Genomic DNA, 13,978 nt, shown 5'->3' with positions numbered 1-13,978 from the left:
AAATCCCATTGCAGGTAAAGCCGGATTGAAAGCAACGCGGTTTACGATGACTAAACTTCTCTATCTCGATCAGAATGCCTGGGTCGCGCTCGCACGCGGCGCTTGGGACAAGGTGGCATTTCCGAAAGAGCATGCTGCATTGGCGTCACTGATCGACGGGATCAAGGCGCAGGCGGTGACGGTGCCGTTGAGCTTCACGAACATCTATGAAACAGCCAAGATCAACGACCCGGCGCGCAGGACCCACATGGCCCGCACACAAGCGACAATCAGTCGCGGTCTAGTGTTCCGTGGCCGCCGTCGGATCTTCCAGGAAACATTGACCGTCTATCTGGCGGACCGGTTTTCGCTTTCGTATCCGACGCCAGGCGAGGGATGGTTCCTGTCCGACCTCTGGTTTGATGCCGCTGCGGACTATTCGCCGGACCTCTACGGCTACACCATTTCGCAGCGAGTTCTTGACTTCGTGCGTGCGCGCCCAGCTGAAACATTGTTTGATTATCTCGCCTTCAATGACGAGGATGTTAGGGTTGAGGCGGTGCGACGTTACAGCGCCGGTTCGGCCGAGCTCATTGCGGGTATCGAGGCGCGCCGTTCCCTCGTCGCTGGCGAGACCCTCGCGTTGCGAAAGCGTGCATACGGCGCTAGACTGATTATCGATGAAATCGACTTCATCCTGGCCACAGGTCGGGAGCTTGGATTGCCTTGGCAGGCCGTCACCGATCTGGGTTCATCGTTGGTGCGCAGCCTCACGGTCGACGTGCCCGTTCTCAACATCGAACGCGAGCTGGTGGTTCGGCTGGAAGACCAGACACGCGCCATAGCGGAGAACGATCTGCGCGACCTCGCGGCGTTCACTGTCGTTCTGCCGCTCGCGGATGTGATGGTCGCCGAAAAGCCGTTCGTGAATCTTGCCCGGCAGGCTCGGCTCGGTGAATGTTACGGGACGACGCTGCTGACTTCGATCTTCGATCTCGCGGACAATCTGCCATAGCCGGGCTCCGACATGCAGAAGGAGAACCAGCCGCTCACACCGGACATAAGCTTGCGAATGAACGACAGGGTTCGGCGAGCGGTTTCAGGCCGGCGAATGTTGGCTATGAGGGCGTTACGGATCATTGGGGCGAAGTGGATGATTGGGCAGTTAGGGGCACATGTGCTCAGGCCTAACCAGGTTATGCGCGATGATTTGAGCGTCAATCGCCCGAGCGAGACCGTCGATCGTAGATCGCGTCGCCGCGATGAATGCGTTATCGAGACGAATCTTACCGCGCGGGGCCGCAATGCCGGGATAATTTCGTCGATATTGGTCGTCAGCGCGTCCATCCTGATGCACCAACATGTGGCGTGCATCAAGATAAGGCATTGCTGCGTCAATCACAGCAGTGTCGATTGTGAGCCCCAGTCGGGTCGAAACCTTCGAAATGAGTAAGGCCGTCTTCCGCTCGTTTTCTAGGGCTCGGAAGATCCTCTGGGAAATGAGTGCAACCAAATTGTCCCAGCTTCCGGCAGCAAGAATGTCCCGAGCTTGGAAGTCGAGCTTGACCTCGCCGGCAAAGCGCCCTGGATCGATCCCTTTCTGCGCAGCCCTCGTCATCGTCTCCCCGAAAAATTCCACGAAATCTTCATAAATGTCCTTCACGAACGAGGCGCTGAGCGTTTGTCTTAGGTGACCTCCGCGGATCTGCCGAGTCCTCAATGAGTTGAGCTGTCCGAGCCGAGGATGCTGCGCCTTGGTCGAGCCGAGCGCAACCGCAACGCTACTTGTGCTATCAGCAATTGAGACAAAATCCCGCACGAGCAACTCGCACAGCTGCAGGTCCGTCTCGTAGTAATCGCACCGCTGCTGAAACCTGTGATAGGCCTTGGTTTTCGGAAGCCCTCCAGTCATTATCCCCCCATTACTCTTTTCATAATTGTACACGGATTTGCCATCGCTGATGGCTATCTATCAACCCTGCAACCACAATCGCAAACCAGTTTAATCGTAAGTGGTGATACAGCTCGGGCGGCGACACGGGAACGAATTTGCACAATTGTATGCGACCAGCTAGCACGACGGTCGTTGGATACCGAAGAACGTCCCGCTATGATACTTGCGAAAATCGTTCCGGCGCGCATGCATTGGAGTACGAGATCTGGCTTCAGCAGGTCGAAATCAGAACAGGTTCGACGCAGCCTCGGTACCGTTTTGGCTGCTACGCGACGGCGTCAGAACCATGCACAGCTCATCGCCCGAAGTGGACGAAGCCACTGATATCGTCTTGGCAGAAGCGGTCCGTCGCTACGTTACGAAAGATCGATTGCCTCCAGGCGGTGAGGACCAACTCAAGCAGTTCGACGTGCAGAACATCCTCGCAGCCTTTAAGCTGGTTCCCCTCGACGGCGACCCAGATGCGATATTGGGCAGGCTCTTAGATCGCGACCTAGCCACTATCGATATATCCGAGGCGGACATCGCGGCCGACGACGGTTGCTTCTTTCTGGCGCCAGCCGGGATAGAAAGAGGACTCGCTCTTCTCGGCCGCCTTGTGCCCGCGGCTCCTTCCGCCGATCCGAATGATAGAGACATGGAGGAACTCATCCTTCGGTATTTTATCAACGACGATCGGGCGACTCGGGGCGCCCAGCCGTTTGGTGCGATCTTCAAGCAAATCGGCAGGCCAGCGCGTGGTTGGCTAGGCGCGTTTTTCGACGAGTTGCGAACGCCTGAGGAAAAACGCGCCCTTTTGGTGATACTGGATCGCTTAGTTAGGCGTCGGCTTGTCCAGAGACGTCAACGAGACGACGCTGAAGAGCCCTCTTTCGAAGCCAATGATCGCGCGATTCATAAGTACTTCCAACAACAATCAGCCGGCCGCGGCAGGCAAGGCGTTGAGGATCGAGGTGACGCAGTTGACCAGCGCGACGGTGTCGACACGTCAAATCAGTCCACCGACGCCTTGAATCATTTTCCGGCGCTTAGCGACGACGGATTGCGACCTTCGGAGCCAATTCGCGTCGACAGCAGAACATGGACCGGGCTCACACGCGTGCGCGTGACCCATCGCAATGCACGCGCGATCTCTCGCTTGATCGACACCGCCCTCTGCGAGCTGCCTACGGACGGGAATGCAGCGACTGCGCAGGCCAGAACCCTCTTGCTGGCGGCGAAAGAACTGACCGACGCTCCGGAACCGCCGTCAGATATTATCTGGGAGCTTGTTCAGCGAGCTGGGGCCGTAGTAGGGCTACTCGACATTTTCTTTCGCATCTTCACGGCTGTCGCAGTTGCTTCCCTTGCCGGACCTTCGTGAGCCTGCGGTCAGAGATGGCTCAAGAGGCGAATTAGAGTCCCACGTTCGCCGGCGCCTGAACAATGGGCAGCTTTCAGCGAGCAAGTCTGCGCGGAAGTGTGGCAGCTTTGTTGGCGACTCCAGTCCCGCGAGCCGATCGGCGAAATTCTCCAAGATAGCCGCAAAGCATATCAGTCACTTCGGCATAGGGCTTCGATTTCAGCGGGCGCCCGTGATGCCCCCGAAAAGCTCGCGCCGACTTTTACGCCATTGGCCGGCGTCATCTCGAAGAAGCCGTGCCGCGCTCAGGTCAACTTTGTACGACCTGCTTGAAAAAGAGGTGGCAAAATGCTACCTCATGGGGTGGAGGTGACCTATGGCCCAGTCCATCAAACTTGCTGACGACATCATGAAGATCGTCCGCCGCGAGTCCGAGTTACAGAGCCGCTCGATTGCTGGCCAGATCGCGCATTGGGTGCGCATAGGCCGTGCCATCGAAAAATCCGGCAATTTCGATCATGCCCGCATCACCGCGGCACTAGCTGGCAACATCGAGACAACCGACCTCACTGATGAGGAAAAGGATGTCTGGCTCGACAGCTTTATCGAGAAGATGGGGCAGCCGGGTCCTGGCGAGGACGCTCTCTTTGCCCGGCGGCGGCAGCTTGGACAAGGTGTTGGCCTCGATGAGGGCGGCAATCTCGTGCGTGAGAAGGCCGCGCATAAGGCATGACGCCGACAATGATCGTGCTTGCCGGGCCGAACGGTGCCGGCAAGTCGACCCTCTACCAGACCCGTGTAGCACCGAGCTTCGCAGGACCCTTCATCAACGCCGACATCATCCAGCGCGACGAACTGCGTGATCCCTCTCCAGCCGCGTCTTACGAAGCAGCCAGGATCGCGTCTTCGCGCCGGGCTGCCTTTCTTTCTCAAGGTCGCGATTTTGTGACCGAAACCGTCTTCTCGCATCCCTCCAAGCTTGAACTGATCGACGAAGCACGAACGAAAAGCTTCACCGTCATCGTGATGCATGTCGGCGTAGATACACCCGACCTTTCTGTCGCGCGTGTCGGTACGCGCGTCGAAGAAGGTGGTCATATCGTCCCAGAGGACAAGATCCGTGCCCGCTACATGCGCGGGGCACCATTGATCCGCGCCGCGGTGCTCAAGGCGGATCGAGGCCTGGTCTTCGACAATTCGCGCCTCAATCAGCCGCCGAGCCATTGCCTGACATTCGCGAACGGGCAGCTGGTCTTCGCGTTGCCGCGCCTACCCGACTGGATCAGATCGGTTTATGAAGCAGACTTGGAGATCTGAAGCCAAGTGCGAAGGATGGCCGGCAAGCTGCCCAGTGCCAGCCAGGTAATTCGAGCCTACTCTTCATTGAGTGTCGTTTGCACGGCCGATCGCCCACCCTGCGTCCAGATGTCGAATGTCGACTGACCTTCCTCAGCCATCATCTGGATCATGGAGATTTCACGTTCGGCAAGGGGCCGCTGAAGTTCCGCATAAAGCGTCCGATCATCGAACCCCGCGCGCGCCGCGGCGTTTCGGTCCGTTGCGAACCGGACAGCTGAGATCCGCGACCAGTAAATAGCTGACATGCACATGGGGCATGGTTCAGAGCTTGAATATAAAATGCAGCCATCGAGGAACGGCGCTTCGAGCGTCTTGCAGGCGTTCCGAATTGCGACGATTTCGGCGTGAGCGGTCGGATCGTTGTGAGCATGAACGTGATTGAAGCCTTCCCCGACGATGGCTCCATCTTTCACTATCACCGCCCCAAAGGGCGGCCCCGAGCCTTGCGAGATTGCCTCTTGAGACAGGGCGATAGCTCTTGCCATCGCATCCTCAGGCAGAACCGGATTGACCATATTCTTCTCCGATCGGGGAATGGTTGCTGTCATTGTGCGCCCGGCCAATAATGTGAGTTCGGCAAGAGGCGGGGGCCAAAGATTGCCTGTCCCACTCGCACGACCGTGGCGCCTTCCTCAACGGCGATTTCAAAATCGCCCGACATGCCCATCGAAAGGCCGTGCCAGTTTTGGGCGGCGTCACCTTCCTGCAGTAGGCGCTGCTGAATAGCGCGCAGATCGCGAAAGCACTGGCGGACGCGGATGGTGTCCTCGGAGAAGATTGCCAGCGTCATCAGGCCGCGCACGCGCAGGCTGGTGAAGGCGGGCAGAGCTTTCGCAAAGGCCATCACTTCTTCGGGCGGCAACCCGAACTTACTGTCCTCGCGCGAGGTGTTGACCTGCACGAACACGTCGAGGCTTTGCCCTGCCGCCTGAAGCCGCCGATCGAGCGCTTCGGCAAGACGCAGGCTGTCGAGCGCCTGAAATTCGCTGGCGAAGCGGGTGAGGTACTTGACCTTGTTGGTCTGCAAATGACCGATCACGCTCCACCGCACGGGCAGATTGGCCAAGGCTTCCGCCTTGCCGCGCGCTTCCTGCACCTTGTTCTCGCCAAAGCAGTCGAGCCCGGCGGCATAGGCTTCGCGCACGCGGTCCGGCGGCAGCGTCTTGGTGACCGGCAAGAGCCGCACGGAAGCTGGATCGCGGCCTGCGCGCAGGCAGGCCGCTTCGATCCGGGCATTAACGCACGCGAGATTAGAGGCGATGTTGCCGCTCATCTGCGTGCCCCTATGGTTCCAGCGGGAAGGCGGCGATGAGATCGCGCACCTGTCGCTGCGCTCTGTCGATCACCGCGCCATCCGGTGTGCGACCCTTGCGGGCGGCATCGAGCAGGGTGAGGATAATCTGTCCGATCAGCTTATATTCCGCCTCCCCGAACCCGCGCGTGGTGCCTGCTGGCGAGCCCAGTCGGATGCCCGAGGGGGCGGACGGGGGCTGCGTGTCGAACGGGATCGCATTCTTGTTGATGGTCAGCCCGGCGCTTTCGAGCAGGTCGGCGGCGCTTTGCCCGTCGATGCCGAACGGGCGCAGGTCGACGAGCTGCAAATGGCAGTCCGTGCCGCCGGTGACGAGGCGTAGCCCACCATCGGCCAGCACATCGCCCAACATGCGGGCGTTATCGCGGACCCGCCGCGCATAATCTTCGAACGCAGAGGTTCCGGCCTCACCAAAGGCGACGGCCTTGGCAGCGATGACCTGCATCAGTGGCCCGCCCTGCGTACCGGGAAACACCGCCTTGTCGATCTTCCTGCCCAGTTCCGGGTCGTTGCTGAGGATCACGCCGCCGCGAGGGCCGCGCAGTGTCTTGTGCGTGGTCGAGGTGACGACATGGGCATGCGGCAAAGGATTGGGATAGAGCCCGGCAACGATGAGGCCGGCATAATGGGCGACGTCGGCCAGCAGCCAGGCCCCCACGTCATCGGCAATGGCGCGGATCGCGGCAAAGTCGATTCGGCGCGGATAGGCTGATCCGCCCGCGATGATGAGACGAGGGCGGGTTTCGCGCGCGACGCGGGCGAGATCGTCAAGGTCGATCCGCTCGTCGTCTTGCCGGACCTTGTAGCTGGCCGCGCTGAACCAGCGACCTGAGATCGTCACCTTGGCGCCGTGCGTCAGGTGCCCGCCGCAGGCAAGATCGAGGCCCAGGATCGTATCGCCCGGCTTCAGGAGCGCGAACGACACGGCGAGGTTGGCGGTCGCCTCGCTATGCGGTTGTACATTGGCCCAGTTGGCCCCGAACAGCTGCCGCAGCCGATCGATCGCGAGTTGCTCCACCGCGTCGGACGGTCCGCAGCCGCCATAATAGCGCCGCCCCGGATAGCCCTCGGCATATTTGTTGGTGAAGATCGAACCTTGCGCCATCCGCACCGCGCGGCTGGCGAAGTTTTCGCTGGCGATCAGTTCGATACAGTCTTGCTGGCGCTGCCGTTCGTCTTCGACAATGGCAAACAGGTCCGGGTCCGCGATGGCGATGTCGTCCGGCACCACTTCGCCGCCCAACCGGGAAGCGATGCCGGACGACGGCGCAAGGAGAAGGGCAGGGGATTGGGGGGTCATGGCCGCAACTCCTTTAGCCATTGGGAGAACATCAGGCGGCCCGCATCGCGCAGCGGTGCTCCGTAGCGCGCCGCATCTGTACGCAGGACGCTGGGATCGAGGCCTGCTGTCGCCAGTTCGCAGGCATGGCCGATCAGCCAGCGTTCGATCCGCTTGGCATCCGCTTCCGGGTGAAATTGCAGGCCGAGGATGTTGGGACCGAGAGCAAAAGCCTGATTGGCACAGGCCGGGGTTTCGGCCAGCTTCTTGGCTCCGTTCGGAATGGCGAAGCTGTCGCCATGCCAGTGCAGCACTGGCGCATTGGCGAGATGGGCGAGAGGGCTTTGCCCTCCGGCCTCTGTCAGAGTGAGCGGCGCGAAGCCGATTTCCTTCTCATCGCCGGGGGCGACGCCCGCGCCGAGCGCCGCCGCCATGAGCTGCGCGCCCAGGCAGATACCCAGCGTGGGCCGGTTGGCCGCCAGCCTGTCCTTCAGCAGCGCGATTTCGTCGATGAGGAATGGGTAGCTGCCCGTGTCATACACCCCGACTGGCCCGCCCAGCACGATGACCAGATCGGTTTTTACCGGCTCCAGCGTCCAGAGTTCGTCGACGCCAATATCGTAGTAGTGCAGCTTAAATCCGGCCTCGACGAGTGGTTGTTCGAAGGTGCCAAGATCCTCGAACGGTACATGCCGGATGGCGACTGCGGTTTTCGGCATTGGTGCCCTCCTTGAAAGTCGGGCTGGTCATAGGCGTAAACCGGCCTATTAGGATGATCCAGTTTCGAAATATTACTTAGGCCGGATCGTGCGCAACCTGACTATCGAACTTGATCCTCGTTCTGCACGGCCTCCTTATCTCAAGGTTGCCGACGCCGTGATCGCTGCGATTGAGGCAGGGCGATTGAAACCTGGCTCGCGCCTGCCAGGGACGCGGGCACTGGCGAAGGTGCTTGGCTTAAACCGCAACACGGTGGATGCAGGCTATCAAGACGCTGTGGCGCAAGGGTGGCTGGTGGCGGAGCCTTCGCGCGGCACCTTCGTTGCGCGCAATCTGCCTGACATTGGTTTGTACTCGCCTGCGGGTGCCGAAGCGAACCCGCAGCTCAACGGGAGCCGGACTGAAGAGAGTGCAAAATCACTCTTGTCATTCAGCGATGGCGCCGCGGACCCCCGATTGCTTCCGACTGCGGCGATGGCGCGGGCTTTCCGGCGCGGGCTCATCCGTAAGAAGGCACTGTCCTCGCTCGGCTATGATGATCCGCGCGGGACCACTGCGCTTCGCAAAGCGTTGACGACGCATCTCGCCGTCGAGCGTGGCCTGTCTTTCGCGTCGCATGACCTAATGGTGACGCGAGGCAGTCAGATGGCTCTGTTTCTTGCCGCACAAGCCATTGCCGTTCCTGACATGGCGATTGCCGTTGAGAACCCTGGCTACCCGCTCGCTGTCACCGCGTTCAGGGCCGCCGGCGTACGGGTCGTTCCGATCGCGGTGGATGAGGGGGGCATGTCCATCGACGGGCTCGAAGGGGCGCTGGCGCGTGATCGGTCGATAGGGGCCGTTTATGTCACGCCGCACCATCAGTATCCCACCACCGTCACCATGGGGGCCTCACGGCGCCTCCGCCTGATAGACCTCGCTCGCACAGCACGGCTGACCATCCTCGAAGACGATTATGACCATGACTATCGGTTCGAAGGAGCGCCCGTCCTACCAATCGCGGCTCGGGCCCCAGGCGAAACCGTCTACATCGGATCGCTGTCCAAGCTGCTCGCTCCTGGAATCCGGCTGGGCTATGTCGTCGCTCCGCCCGATCTGGTGGCGCGCATGGCCGGGATCCGGGAAGCAATCGATCGGCAGGGCGACGGTCCGCTGGAGGAAGCCGTGGCCTTGATGATCGAAGATGGCGAACTCGCCCGTCACGCCCGCAAGGCGCGCCGCATTTATCATGCACGCAGGGATTATCTTGCGGCTAGGCTGCGTAGTGCTCTGCCAGACGCACTGGCCTTCGACATCCCGCGCGGCGGCTTGGCGTTATGGGCACGGATCGTTGACGGCACCGACCCCGAGCGCTGGAGCAAAGTGGCAAGCGAACTGGGGTTATCTCTGACGCCTGCAGCACAGCATAGCATCGATGGACTTGGACCTGCGGCCTTCCGCCTCGGTTATGCCGGCTTGGATGAGCCGGAAATTGACCAGGCTGTCGAAATGCTCAAGATAGCCCATCTGAGAACCTGACAAATGACCGGCAGCTGTTCGGCCACCCCGCTACCTATCCCCTTCGCTCAATCCGAAAACGTTGGGGTGTCGCACCTGCGGCCTCGCGAAATTTCGTCGCGAAATGACTTTGGCTCGAATAGCCAACGGCAAATGCGATCTGGGTGATCGTCATGTCGGTGCTGAGAAGAAGAATTTTGGCACGCTCGATCCTTCTGCTCAGGACGAACCGATGCGGCGGGACACCCATGGATTGGCGGAAGGTCTCCCCAAAGTGATGCAGGCTAAGTCCGGCTATGCTGGCCAGCATTGCCAAGCTGAGATCGTCCGCAAGATGAGCCTCGATATAGTCGATCACCTGCCGTAATCGCGCCGCCCCCAATCCGCCTTTGATTGGTCGGGGCAGCCATTTTGCGTCGCTGTAATGGCGATAGAGATGGACGGCGACCAAAATGCCCAGATGCTCTGTCACAAGCTTGCTTCCATCGGCAGCCTCGCCAACTTCATCGCGTGAGGCCCGGGCTGCTGCGAGGAGGCGTTCGTCTCGAACTGCGACTATTCGTCTGCCGAAGCAAAAGAGGTGCTCTGGACACTATTGGCGCAGCGCCACAATGGCCGGAAATGCGCTGAGCCGGCGGCCAAGTTCCGAGAGAACAATCGGAGCCTGTAGCGTATTTCCGGCAGGTGTGGGGATTGGCGGTAGCGGTCCTCCGCTACCAATCATCTGTTTGATGCTGGACGGTCACGACGTTCATGGACGTGACCTGTTCGGTCGGGGAGGTGATCATCGGTAATCTGCACGGTGATGCGGTGCAGCGCGTAACCCGGCCCAAAGGATGCGCCGAGATTACCGGGATCGACCGCTTCCACACTTGCCGGAACGGTGATGTTGCGAAACGTCACCAGCATCGGATAGTTCTCGCGCTCCAGATCGGCCGCACCGACCACCGCGCGGAGGGCATCATGCTTTTCGGAGGTTCCGCTACTTGCCAGTGGCTGCGGCAACAGCGCCCATGCGTAGCTTTCGGCGCCCCGGCCGTCCTCCGAACGCAGCAGCGCGAACAAGGTGCGCCCGTTCGGAAGATCGACCGCTACCGCTTCCCCTTGAACCCGGCTTATCCATCCCCCGGCTTCGGGGCCGGGAATACCTATACCCTTATGTCCGCTGACTTCGATCACGCTTGAACCAGCGCGCGGGCCTTCCGGCGTATCGACTTCCACCGTCAGGCGGTAGCGATAGGTTTCCGGGAACAATTCGTTGCACCCGGCGAGTAGCATTGCGGCTCCGCTCACCAGCAGCGCCAGAATATGCCGCCGTGTCGTCATGGCCTTGGGCTTCCTCTCTCTGCTTGAAGAAGTTATCGTGGAATTTCGGTAGTTAATGCGCGCTGGCGGATCATTTGAGGAAATGTTGGCGTGATTGTCGGTCTCGCGTCCGGGTCCAGAGTCAGCCCACCGTTGGACAACCACGGCAAGCGTGTTCTTAGGCCGGTGGTCACATCGTCGCGAGTGGTTTGAACAACGATGCGCCTCACGCCGATGGTGGCGGGATCAACCAGTTCCACGGTCGTGGAATCGTTGAGATCGCGGAATCGGACCATCATCGGCCAATCCGCGCGTGGCAGTTCGGCCTTTGCGGCACCGGACCCGCTTTCCAGCCTATCCACCGTCTCTAGGAAATCGCTTGCATCTAACGTATTGACGCCGGGAGCGAGCGCCCGTGTCACTTGCGTTGCCAGCAGTGGCTTGCCGTCTCCGATGGTCAACAGAGCGAAAACAGGACCAGTGGGCAGGTCGATCACAACCGCTTGGCCGGTCAGGCCCGCGCCTCCCGCATGTTCGTGCACGGTCAGCGCGATCGACTTGGAAGCATTGACTCGCAGCACGCCCGATCCGTTTGCGGACCAGGTTACAACCGTCATGCGGAACCTATAGCTGGCCCTTGTCGTGGACAGGCCGCAGCCGCCGAGCAGCATTGCGGCCCCACCGGCGAACAAGCCTACAGCTGTCCGCCGCGCCACTGTGTTGCCGTGCTGATCGTCCATCCTATTCCGCCTACCAAACCTTAGCAGGCCGATAGCTGGATTTTCTTAAGAAATGGGGAGATAACGAAAATCAGGTGAAACCCGTTAGGGACAGCACAGACTCAATCATGGCGGCGATTCGCCCATTCATATTGATCCGGTAATCGCAGCCTAATGCAGCGATTATCCGCTTCCTCGCCCTCGGTTCCAGAGATTTTTGAGGCCAGAATTATTAGGCCCTTTGAGGGGCTTATAGAAAACCAAACCGGGCGATCCAAAACAAAATCAATTATTTCAATGATCTAGGCGGCGTGGGCAAATTGCAGCCTTGGCGGTGGCGAGGGTTAAAATAGCGTATGCCGGGGGCGGAAGCAGCCAGGCTTTAGCCAAAGTATCGCCATCCGCCCGATGCAGCGAATGCGATTGCCCCCATCGCGCATAGCGCAGCCAAAATTGATGACCATAACGCTGTATTGAACCCCAGCGACCGCCGAAAGGTTCGGATTTCTGCTGCTCGACGAACACGTTCACCATGGACAGCCAGCGCAGTGTAAAGGCCGGCAAGAATGGCAAGGATGTAATCACCCTCGCCAAATATTGCCATGATCAGCAAACCGAGCAGCACTGGAGCTGCGATATAGAGCTTAGCCGCATACAAGCCGCCAAGAAACGCTTTGGTGCCGTTCCACTCTGATTGCTCATGCGATTCCACCGTTGACGCCTACTCGATCCAACAGAATGTCTGCAATGCGCGAATATCCGGTCAGGCACGTTTCGGTGAGTGGGGGTAAAACCAACATGATTGACGAAGTGCGAGATGATTGATTCAAGGCTGCCTTTTGGAGGCAGGCTTGAGCCGGGGCGATCTCACCCAAGCAGAATGGCGCATTTTGAAGGACTTGCTACCGATCAAGCCTGAGAGCCGTGGTCGCGGCAGGCGACCCGAGCAGAACCGCGCGATCATCAACGATATCCTCTGGCGGCTTCGCTGCGGCGCTCCGTGGCGGGATGTGCCACCCAAATACGGTAGTTGGAACAGCATCTATCGGCGGTTCCGGCGGTGGAGCGAAGCCGGGGTTTAGGAAACCGTGGCGGTGACGCTGGCCGAGGTCATGGCGTCCTGCTGACCAGATCACGGTGTTGGAAATCGTCCAAGCTTTAGATGGTGACGAACATTTTTTACGTTGCACCGAAATACGCCAACAGGGTCCGTGCGCCGCTGGCAAGGGAAGCTATATTTTCCCGTGCGCCATCGCTCAGATAATGCACAAGGCCGATCTGGCTTGGCGGAGTGTTCTCGCTGAAACGAGCCTGGCCGACCTCAAATCCACCGCTGAAGCGAGGCCAATCAAGGGGGTTGGAGAAGCAACAAGAGCTTGGCTGGAGCACACTGGCGCGGCTCGCCAGAGCGGACTTTAATCGTGCGACGGCGGCATGTCCCGGCATCGTCAACGCTGTTCTCGCAGTTCACGACCGGCTTCGGCGGTCAGACCCCGACTATCGACGAAGTCATGGCCGTCGTCCTTGCGGGCTGTCGCTGCTGGGTCTCGGCATTTTGGTCCTGGCATCGCCACCGGGTTTGTCTCCGGCGGTCCGCAGCTTGGCGCAGGCGCGGCGGCAGGGACCGGCCTTGCTGTGGGTGGTGCAGCCCTTGTCGCGGTGGTGGCGCTATCATGGCAGCCAAAGGTGGCGCTGCATTGCTGTCCGGTGGAGCCGCCGCCCTCCTCCGCTACCATTCTCATGACCCCTCCATCGGTCCGCAGGGCCGGAATTGGCGTTTCCGGAATTGATCGTCGGATCGGGCCTGCCATTACGTTGGGTTTGGATGTTGGCGAACACGGAGTTTGGGCATGGGAAGTGGGAGGCAATTCGCGATCAAGGGAAAGGCTGCTCTCGTCATCAGTGAATGCCAGCGGGGCGTGATCGAGCGGGAGATGACTCCTTTTCCTGGATTAGCCAACGAAGTTGAGCGGCGAGGTATCGTCTCCCGCATAGCTGGACTGGCGCGGGCCTTTCGCGGCGCAGGGTTGCCGGTCATTCACGCGACAGCAGCGCACCGACCCGATTTTTTGGACGTGAAGCCAAATACGCTGATCGATGCGTTGGTGCGCAAACAAGGAACCATGGTTGCCGGAACGCCGGAGGTCGACATCGTTTCGGCTCTTGCCCCGGAGCCTGGAGATATCGTTTCGGAACGTAGCTCGGGAATGATCCCGTTTCTTGGAACGTCCCTTGATGCGATGCTGCGACGCATGGACGTGGAGACAGTGGTGCTGACAGGTGTTTCGACCAATCTGGCGATCACAGGATGCACTTTTGCGGCATCTGAAATGGGCTACTACGTCGTGATCGCAGAGGATTGCATTGCCGGTGCAGATCCGGAGGTGCATGAAACAATTGTGCAGGAACAGCTGAGAATGCTTGCCCGTATCACAACTGCGGAGGAAGTCGCCGAGGCTCTGGCTTGAAATGATTTTTGAAATTTGATTCAATAATTTGCCGCAACTGCGTT

At 59.8% G+C, this 13,978-nt stretch carries 16 protein-coding genes and 2 pseudogenes; 9 read left to right on the top strand and 9 right to left on the bottom strand.

Annotation, left to right across the window (positions count from 1 at the left end):
• Positions 1–46: 46 nt before the first annotated feature.
• A complete protein-coding gene (locus MB02_RS05225) occupies positions 47–994 on the top strand; it encodes a hypothetical protein (protein ID WP_067533508.1) in 948 nt (315 codons plus the stop codon).
• Positions 995–1,144: 150 nt separating this feature from the next.
• On the opposite strand, the gene MB02_RS05220 is transcribed toward MB02_RS05225, so the two are convergent.
• Positions 1,145–1,924 carry a hypothetical protein gene (locus MB02_RS05220; protein ID WP_156495420.1) on the bottom strand — a complete coding sequence of 260 codons (780 nt, stop codon included), beginning with the start codon at positions 1,922–1,924 and terminating at the stop codon, positions 1,145–1,147.
• Positions 1,925–2,219: 295 nt separating this feature from the next.
• Between MB02_RS05220 and MB02_RS05215 the strand changes: the two genes are divergently transcribed.
• From MB02_RS05215 to MB02_RS05205, 3 genes are all read left to right on the top strand, one after another.
• On the top strand, positions 2,220–3,296 hold the full coding sequence (locus MB02_RS05215; RefSeq protein WP_067533503.1) for a hypothetical protein: 1,077 nt from the start codon (positions 2,220–2,222) through the stop codon (positions 3,294–3,296).
• 355 nt (positions 3,297–3,651) lie between these two features.
• Positions 3,652–4,008 carry a ParD-like family protein gene (locus tag MB02_RS05210; protein ID WP_067533500.1) on the top strand — a complete coding sequence of 119 codons (357 nt, stop codon included), beginning with the start codon at positions 3,652–3,654 and terminating at the stop codon, positions 4,006–4,008.
• Entirely contained in the window at positions 4,005–4,592 is a 588-nt protein-coding gene (locus MB02_RS05205) for a zeta toxin family protein (protein WP_067533497.1), read from the top strand. The genes MB02_RS05210 and MB02_RS05205 overlap by 4 nt, the downstream gene beginning before the upstream one ends.
• Before the next feature lie 56 nt (positions 4,593–4,648).
• Here MB02_RS05205 and MB02_RS05200 read toward each other — a convergent pair whose 3' ends face one another.
• The 4 genes from MB02_RS05200 to MB02_RS05185 are packed head-to-tail and all read right to left on the bottom strand — an operon-like array spanning position 4,649 to position 7,944.
• Positions 4,649–5,149, bottom strand: a complete 501-nt coding sequence (locus MB02_RS05200; protein ID WP_067534165.1) for a nucleoside deaminase — start codon at positions 5,147–5,149, stop codon at positions 4,649–4,651.
• A 29-nt stretch (positions 5,150–5,178) separates the two neighbouring features.
• Positions 5,179–5,907: a YggS family pyridoxal phosphate-dependent enzyme gene (locus MB02_RS05195; protein WP_067533494.1), complete on the bottom strand. Its 729-nt coding sequence runs from the start codon at positions 5,905–5,907 to the stop codon at positions 5,179–5,181.
• Positions 5,908–5,917: 10 nt separating this feature from the next.
• On the bottom strand, positions 5,918–7,246 hold the full coding sequence (gene glyA / locus MB02_RS05190) for a serine hydroxymethyltransferase (protein ID WP_082825971.1): 1,329 nt from the start codon (positions 7,244–7,246) through the stop codon (positions 5,918–5,920).
• Positions 7,243–7,944 (bottom strand): glutamine amidotransferase, encoded by a 702-nt coding sequence (locus MB02_RS05185; RefSeq protein WP_067533491.1) that lies wholly within the window; start codon positions 7,942–7,944, stop codon positions 7,243–7,245. Before MB02_RS05185 ends, glyA begins: the two co-directional genes overlap by 4 nt.
• Before the next feature lie 88 nt (positions 7,945–8,032).
• Between MB02_RS05185 and pdxR the strand changes: the two genes are divergently transcribed.
• Positions 8,033–9,463, top strand: a complete 1,431-nt coding sequence (gene pdxR / locus MB02_RS05180) for a MocR-like pyridoxine biosynthesis transcription factor PdxR (RefSeq protein ID WP_067533488.1) — start codon at positions 8,033–8,035, stop codon at positions 9,461–9,463.
• 34 nt (positions 9,464–9,497) lie between these two features.
• Here the strand turns inward: pdxR and MB02_RS18170 are convergent, their stop codons facing one another.
• The 4 genes from MB02_RS18170 to MB02_RS17775 form a co-directional block, all read right to left on the bottom strand.
• Positions 9,498–9,692: a helix-turn-helix transcriptional regulator gene (locus tag MB02_RS18170; RefSeq protein WP_407919328.1), complete on the bottom strand. Its 195-nt coding sequence runs from the start codon at positions 9,690–9,692 to the stop codon at positions 9,498–9,500.
• 470 nt (positions 9,693–10,162) lie between these two features.
• Complete coding sequence (locus tag MB02_RS05170; RefSeq protein ID WP_067533482.1) at positions 10,163–10,768, bottom strand: hypothetical protein; 606 nt, start codon at positions 10,766–10,768, stop codon at positions 10,163–10,165.
• A 32-nt stretch (positions 10,769–10,800) separates the two neighbouring features.
• On the bottom strand, positions 10,801–11,487 hold the full coding sequence (locus tag MB02_RS05165) for a hypothetical protein (protein ID WP_067533479.1): 687 nt from the start codon (positions 11,485–11,487) through the stop codon (positions 10,801–10,803).
• A 273-nt stretch (positions 11,488–11,760) separates the two neighbouring features.
• Entirely contained in the window at positions 11,761–12,051 is a 291-nt protein-coding gene (locus MB02_RS17775; protein WP_170304631.1) for a hypothetical protein, read from the bottom strand.
• 236 nt (positions 12,052–12,287) lie between these two features.
• Between MB02_RS17775 and MB02_RS18165 the strand changes: the two genes are divergently transcribed.
• The 4 genes and pseudogenes from MB02_RS18165 to MB02_RS05155 all read left to right on the top strand — a co-directional run bounded on the left by MB02_RS18165 (position 12,288) and on the right by MB02_RS05155 (position 13,934).
• On the top strand, positions 12,288–12,548 hold the full coding sequence (locus tag MB02_RS18165) for a transposase (RefSeq protein ID WP_456236276.1): 261 nt from the start codon (positions 12,288–12,290) through the stop codon (positions 12,546–12,548).
• Positions 12,549–12,594: 46 nt separating this feature from the next.
• A pseudogene (locus tag MB02_RS18160) lies at positions 12,595–12,885 on the top strand (Rrf2 family transcriptional regulator); the annotation flags it as partial.
• 29 nt (positions 12,886–12,914) lie between these two features.
• Positions 12,915–13,184: pseudogene (locus MB02_RS17930) on the top strand (P-type conjugative transfer protein TrbL); the annotation flags it as partial.
• Positions 13,185–13,316: 132 nt separating this feature from the next.
• Complete coding sequence (locus MB02_RS05155; RefSeq protein ID WP_067533473.1) at positions 13,317–13,934, top strand: cysteine hydrolase family protein; 618 nt, start codon at positions 13,317–13,319, stop codon at positions 13,932–13,934.
• Positions 13,935–13,978 lie beyond the last annotated feature (44 nt).

The organism is Croceicoccus estronivorus, assembly GCF_001625325.1.
GTDB classification, from domain to species: Bacteria; Pseudomonadota; Alphaproteobacteria; order Sphingomonadales; family Sphingomonadaceae; genus Caenibius; species Caenibius estronivorus.
The sequence above is the reverse complement of the archived record's forward strand: the minus strand, read 5'-3'. Positions and strand labels throughout refer to the sequence as shown.

Excerpts from the sequence above, each read along its gene's own strand:
- MB02_RS05225 (WP_067533508.1), top strand. The coding sequence starts at position 47 with ATGACTAAACTTCTCTATCTCGATCAGAATGCCTGGGTCGCGCTCGCA.
- MB02_RS05215 (WP_067533503.1), top strand. The coding sequence starts at position 2,220 with ATGCACAGCTCATCGCCCGAAGTGGACGAAGCCACTGATATCGTCTTG.
- MB02_RS05210 (WP_067533500.1), top strand. The coding sequence starts at position 3,652 with ATGGCCCAGTCCATCAAACTTGCTGACGACATCATGAAGATCGTCCGC.
- MB02_RS05205 (WP_067533497.1), top strand. The coding sequence starts at position 4,005 with ATGACGCCGACAATGATCGTGCTTGCCGGGCCGAACGGTGCCGGCAAG.
- MB02_RS05200 (WP_067534165.1), bottom strand. The coding sequence starts at position 5,149 with ATGGTCAATCCGGTTCTGCCTGAGGATGCGATGGCAAGAGCTATCGCC.
- MB02_RS05195 (WP_067533494.1), bottom strand. The coding sequence starts at position 5,907 with ATGAGCGGCAACATCGCCTCTAATCTCGCGTGCGTTAATGCCCGGATC.
- glyA (WP_082825971.1), bottom strand. The coding sequence starts at position 7,246 with ATGACCCCCCAATCCCCTGCCCTTCTCCTTGCGCCGTCGTCCGGCATC.
- MB02_RS05185 (WP_067533491.1), bottom strand. The coding sequence starts at position 7,944 with ATGCCGAAAACCGCAGTCGCCATCCGGCATGTACCGTTCGAGGATCTT.
- MB02_RS18170 (WP_407919328.1), bottom strand. The coding sequence starts at position 9,692 with ATGGGTGTCCCGCCGCATCGGTTCGTCCTGAGCAGAAGGATCGAGCGT.
- MB02_RS05170 (WP_067533482.1), bottom strand. The coding sequence starts at position 10,768 with ATGACGACACGGCGGCATATTCTGGCGCTGCTGGTGAGCGGAGCCGCA.
- MB02_RS05165 (WP_067533479.1), bottom strand. The coding sequence starts at position 11,487 with ATGGACGATCAGCACGGCAACACAGTGGCGCGGCGGACAGCTGTAGGC.
- MB02_RS05155 (WP_067533473.1), top strand. The coding sequence starts at position 13,317 with ATGGGAAGTGGGAGGCAATTCGCGATCAAGGGAAAGGCTGCTCTCGTC.